Genomic DNA, 4,766 nt, shown 5'->3' with positions numbered 1-4,766 from the left:
TTCGTACGGCCGGGTCAGCTGCGGTTGAGCTCGAACCAGACCACCTTGCCCGTGCTGAGCCGGGTCGCACCCCAGCGCCGGGCCATCCGGTTCACCAGGTACAGCCCGCGGCCGCCCTCGTCGGTGGCGCGTGCCTGGCGCAGCCGCGGCAGCTGCGGCACGTCGTCGCCGACCTCGCAGCGCAGCACGTCCGTGCGCAGCAGGCGCAGCGTCACCGGCCGCGAGGCGTACCGCACGGCGTTGGTGACGACCTCGCTGACGAGCAGCTCGACGGAGTCACTGAGCTCCTCCAGACCCCAGCGCTGCAACGCGCGCCGGGCCAGCCGGCGGGCACGGCCCGGGGCCGCGTCCTCCGGCTCCAGGAACCAGTACGCCACGTCGCTGGGCGCGATCCCGTCGAAGCGGGCGGCGAGCAGCGCGATGTCGTCGTCCCGGTCGCCCGGGCCGAGCATGTCGAGCACCTCGTCGCACAGCGCCTCCAGGGGCGGCGGATGGTCCGGCCCGGTGAGCTGCGCGACCGCGGCGAGCTTCTCCCGCAGCTGCTCGATGCCCGTCCACACATCGCGCAGCCGCGACTCGACCAGACCGTCGGTGTAGAGCAGCAGGGTCGCACCGGCGGGCGCGTCCAGCTCCACGGCCTCGAAGTCCACGCCGCCGACCCCGATCGGGGCACCGGCGGGCACGCGCAGCACCTCGGCACGGCCGCCCAGGTGCAGCAGGACGGGCGGCGGATGACCGGCGTTGGCGATGGTGATGCGGTGCGATACCGGGTCGTACACGGCGTAGAGGCAGGTCGCCATGCGGTCCACGCCGAGGCGCTGGGCCTGTTCGTCGAGGTGGTGCAGGACCTCCTGCGGCGGCAGGTCGAGACCGGCCAGGGTCTGGGCCGTGGTGCGCAGCTGGCCCATGATGGCGGCCGAGGTCATGGAGTGGCCCATGACGTCACCGACGACCAGGGCGACCCGGCTGCCGGGCAGGGGGATCGCGTCGTACCAGTCGCCGCCGACCCGGGCCGTCTCCGCGGCCGGCAGGTAGCGGGAGGCCAGCCGCACGCCCGTGGGGCGGGGCAGCGTCTCGGGCAGCATGGTGCGCTGCAGCTCGTCCGCGATGTAGGCCTCACGGCCGTACAGCACGGCCTTGTCGATACCGAGGGCGCTGTGCGTGGCGAGCTGGGCGGCCACCAGGAGGTCGTCCGGCTCGAAGGCGATGCGCTCGGGTCGGCGCAGGAACAGCGCGGCACCGATCACCCGGCGCCGGCCGCGCAGCGGGGCGAGGATCGCGCGCTGGCCGTCCGGCACGGCGAACGCACCGCCCTCACCCAGCAGTTCCGGCAGTGCGGCGCGGGCCGCGGGGGCGTCGGTGAACACCGGGCGCACCCCGCGCAGCACCTCGGCGAGGGCGCTGCCGGGCCGCACCTCGCACAGCTCGGCGCCGACCGTGTCCAGCTCGTTCGGTTCGGGCTGTGCGGCCGGCTGGAAGCCGTTCTCGGTGTCGCGCTCCGCCGGTATCCGGTCGGTGCGGCGCAGCCGCAGCATCAGCGGGCCGGTGGGCCGCTCGTCGCCGACGGGCAGCGGGTCGCGCAGATAGACCAGGATCGCGTCGGAGAAGGTGGGCACGGTGGCCCGGCACAGCCCCATCACGATCTCGTCGAGGTCGATGCCGCGGGCGATCCGCCGGGTGGCGGCCCCTACGAACCTCAGCCGGTCGCCGTCCCGCCGCATGGGCGTGGGCCGGCCGGGCGGCAGGCTCTGGCCGCTGCGGCGCTCCCGCCCGTCGGTGTTCACCCCCGGCCGGTCCCGTTCGTCGGCCGGCTGGACCGGAATGCCCTCGGGGGCCGGGCGCGGCCGAGGCGTGTCGCGCTCGGCGGTCTGCTCGGCACCCGGCTGGGAGTGCTCGAAGGCGGGGTCGCTCACGGTGTCCTTGCCCTTGGCGAACGGCGTGGAGGTGCCCGGCTCCGACGTGCCCGGCGTGCTGTGTGCCGTCGTGACCGGAACGGCGACGTCGCCGCCGGGGCGGCCCTGTACCGGTAAGGCGCCGGGCGCACGCGCCGGTGTCGGGGTATGCACGAACGCCCCGCGGGGATCCGCGGGGTCGACGCCCGTCTGGGGGCGTTCGAACGAGGTCGGCTGCTCCGTCACGCGTGTCGAATCCATCCGTCCGGGGCTGCGCGCCGCGCGCGCAGTTGGTCCCGCCGAAACTCCGATACCCGGATTACCTGCCCCAGGAACGGAATTCCCGCGTGGTCAGAGGTTGTTCCTGTGTCACCGGCGGACCGTCTGCGGCCCGTGGCGCAGGCCCTGCCGGTGTTGCCGTCGTACCCCTCGCTCACGTCCTGCCGCCCCTCGGTGACGATCGGTCAAGCCCAGCGCGTGCTCAGGTGGTTGCCGCCGCGCGCCCTTGCGGAGGACGATCCTACGTTTCTTGCCCGGGTGCGCATCAAGGGTCTCATGAGGACACATGCGCGGGCGTACGATCCCAGTCCTCCGGCAGTGACGGTACCGCCCAGGACGGATCCGGGCGCCAGTGCTGCCAGCCTTTCGAGAACGGCGGCCCCCAGGCGCGGATCACGTCCACGGCGTCCCGCCCCGCAGCCCGTACCTTTTCCGCCTGTTGGTCGTCCATCAGCCCGTCCCGCCGGGCCTGGGCGAACTCGTCCTCGTCCCGCCAGCGCCAACTGCGGTCGGGATGGACGGAGATGTCCAGGAAGTGGTCCACGGAGTCGACGCCGCCCGCCCAGCGGACCAGCGGTTCCTCCAGGTTCACGTACCAGTTCTTGAACCGCCAGCCCGGCTCCCAGAACAGCCACACCGACCAGGGCTCGCCGGGGCGGGCCAGCTTCAGCACGCCCGTGCCGAACCACCGGTCGCGCTGCACGGTACGGGGTCGGGTGTAGCGCGACTCCAGCGGTTCCAGATGCACGGGCGTGCCGTCGGCGAGCACGGGCTTCACACATTCGGTGCCGGGCGCCAGCCACACGGCGAGCAGGTCGGCGTCGTCCCGGACGACGGTGACGGGGCGCGCGATGTGCACGTGCGTGCCGCCGTTCTCCCGGTACCGCCACAGGATCCGGCTCCCGGGCGCCCAGAAGCCTGCCGCACCACCCGTTTCCACGCGTCTCATCGCTCCACCGTCTGCCATGAACAGATATTAGGTGCCGTAGGCATACGACGCTGCGGCGCGTGTCACGGTTCACGCGCCGGGCACACGAACGCGTTCCCTCGTCACGGGTGTGTCATCCGCAGGACATCGAGCGCCTCGTCGAGCTGCTCCGCGGTCAGGTCCCCGCGTTCCACGTACCCGCCGTCCAGCACGACCTGACGGATCGTCTTCCGCTCGGCCAGGGCCCTCTTGGCGACCTTCGCGGCCTCCTCGTAGCCGATGTACTTGTTGAGCGGGGTGACGACGGAGGGGGACGACTCGGCGTACTCCCGCGCCCGCTCGCGGTCCGCGGTGATGCCGTCGACGGTCCGGTCGGCGAGCAGCCGCGTCACGTTGGCGAGCAGCCGGACCGACTCCAGCACGTTCTTCGCGATGACGGGCAGCATCACGTTGAGCTCGAAGTTCCCGGCGGCGCCCGCGGTGGCGACGGTGGCGTCGTTGCCGACGACCTGGGCGGCGACCATCAGCACGGCCTCCGGGATGACCGGGTTCACCTTGCCCGGCATGATCGAGGAGCCGGGCTGGAGGTCGGGCAGGGCGATCTCGGCGAGGCCCGTGCGCGGCCCGGAGGACATCCAGCGCAGGTCGTTGGCGATCTTCGTCAGGCCGACCGCGATGGTCCGCAGCTGCCCGCTGGTCTCGACGATGCCGTCGCGGGCGCCCTGCGCCTCGAAGTGGTTCCGGGCCTCGGTGAGGGGCAGTCCCGTCGTGCGGGCGACCTCCTCGATGACGGCGGCGGAGAAGCCGGGCGGGGTGTTGATGCCGGTGCCGACGGCCGTACCGCCGAGGGGCAGTTCGGCGAGCCGGGGGAGGGACGCCTCAAGACGCTCGATGCCGTACCGCACCTGGGCCGCATACCCGCCGAACTCCTGGCCCAGCGTCACGGGCGTGGCGTCCATGAGGTGTGTCCGCCCGGACTTCACGACGTCGGCGAACTCCTCGGCCTTGTGCTCCAGGGAGGCGGCGAGGTGGTCCAGGGCGGGGACCAGGTCGCGCGTCACGGCCGCGGTGGCGGCGATGTGGATCGAGGAGGGGAAGACGTCGTTGGACGACTGGGAGGCGTTCACATGGTCGTTCGGGTGCACGGCGCCGCCCAGGCGCTCGCTCGCCAGGGTGGCGATGACCTCGTTGGTGTTCATGTTGGACGAGGTGCCGGACCCGGTCTGGAACACGTCGACCGGGAAGTGCTCGTCCCACTTCCCCTCGGCGACCTCTCCGGCCGCCTCCTGGATCGCCCCGGCGATGTCCTTGTCCAGGACCCCCAGCTCGGCGTTGACCTTGGCCGCCGCCCCCTTGATGCGGGCCAGCGCCTCGATGTGCGCACGCTCGATGCGCTGCCCGGAGACGGGGAAGTTCTCCACGGCCCGCTGGGTCTGCGCCCGCCACTTGGCATGGGCGGGCACCCGCACCTCGCCCATGGAGTCGTGCTCGGTGCGGTACTCGGTCCTGTCCTGCTCGTCGGTCATCGACGATCACCTCCACGTGTCACAGCGTCCCCGCCGCGACCACTGTTCCCCGTGGAGGCGAATCGTCACCGCCCTTCTCGGGCGAGTCCGGGACCGCGTACCGGAATGGACGTGAAGGTGGGGGCCGGCGTCGCCCGGCCC

At 72.6% G+C, this 4,766-nt stretch carries 3 protein-coding genes; all 3 read right to left on the bottom strand.

The window, feature by feature from the left end; all coding sequences use genetic code 11:
* Positions 1-14: 14 nt before the first annotated feature.
* The 3 genes from ABZ281_RS38210 to ABZ281_RS38200 all read right to left on the bottom strand — a co-directional run bounded on the left by ABZ281_RS38210 (position 15) and on the right by ABZ281_RS38200 (position 4,625).
* Complete coding sequence (locus ABZ281_RS38210; RefSeq protein ID WP_356662622.1) at positions 15-2,153, bottom strand: SpoIIE family protein phosphatase; 2,139 nt, start codon at positions 2,151-2,153, stop codon at positions 15-17.
* A 292-nt stretch (positions 2,154-2,445) separates the two neighbouring features.
* Positions 2,446-3,138 (bottom strand): DUF402 domain-containing protein, encoded by a 693-nt coding sequence (locus tag ABZ281_RS38205; protein WP_356662621.1) that lies wholly within the window; start codon positions 3,136-3,138, stop codon positions 2,446-2,448.
* An 83-nt stretch (positions 3,139-3,221) separates the two neighbouring features.
* Positions 3,222-4,625, bottom strand: coding sequence for a class II fumarate hydratase (locus ABZ281_RS38200; RefSeq protein WP_356662620.1), 1,404 nt, complete (start codon positions 4,623-4,625; stop codon positions 3,222-3,224).
* Positions 4,626-4,766: the final 141 nt, after the last annotated feature.

The organism is Streptomyces sp. NPDC006265, from assembly GCF_040613555.1.
GTDB lineage: Bacteria > Actinomycetota > Actinomycetes > Streptomycetales > Streptomycetaceae > Streptomyces.
Note: the sequence above shows the minus strand (reverse complement) of the source record. Positions and strands in the feature narration are given on the sequence as shown.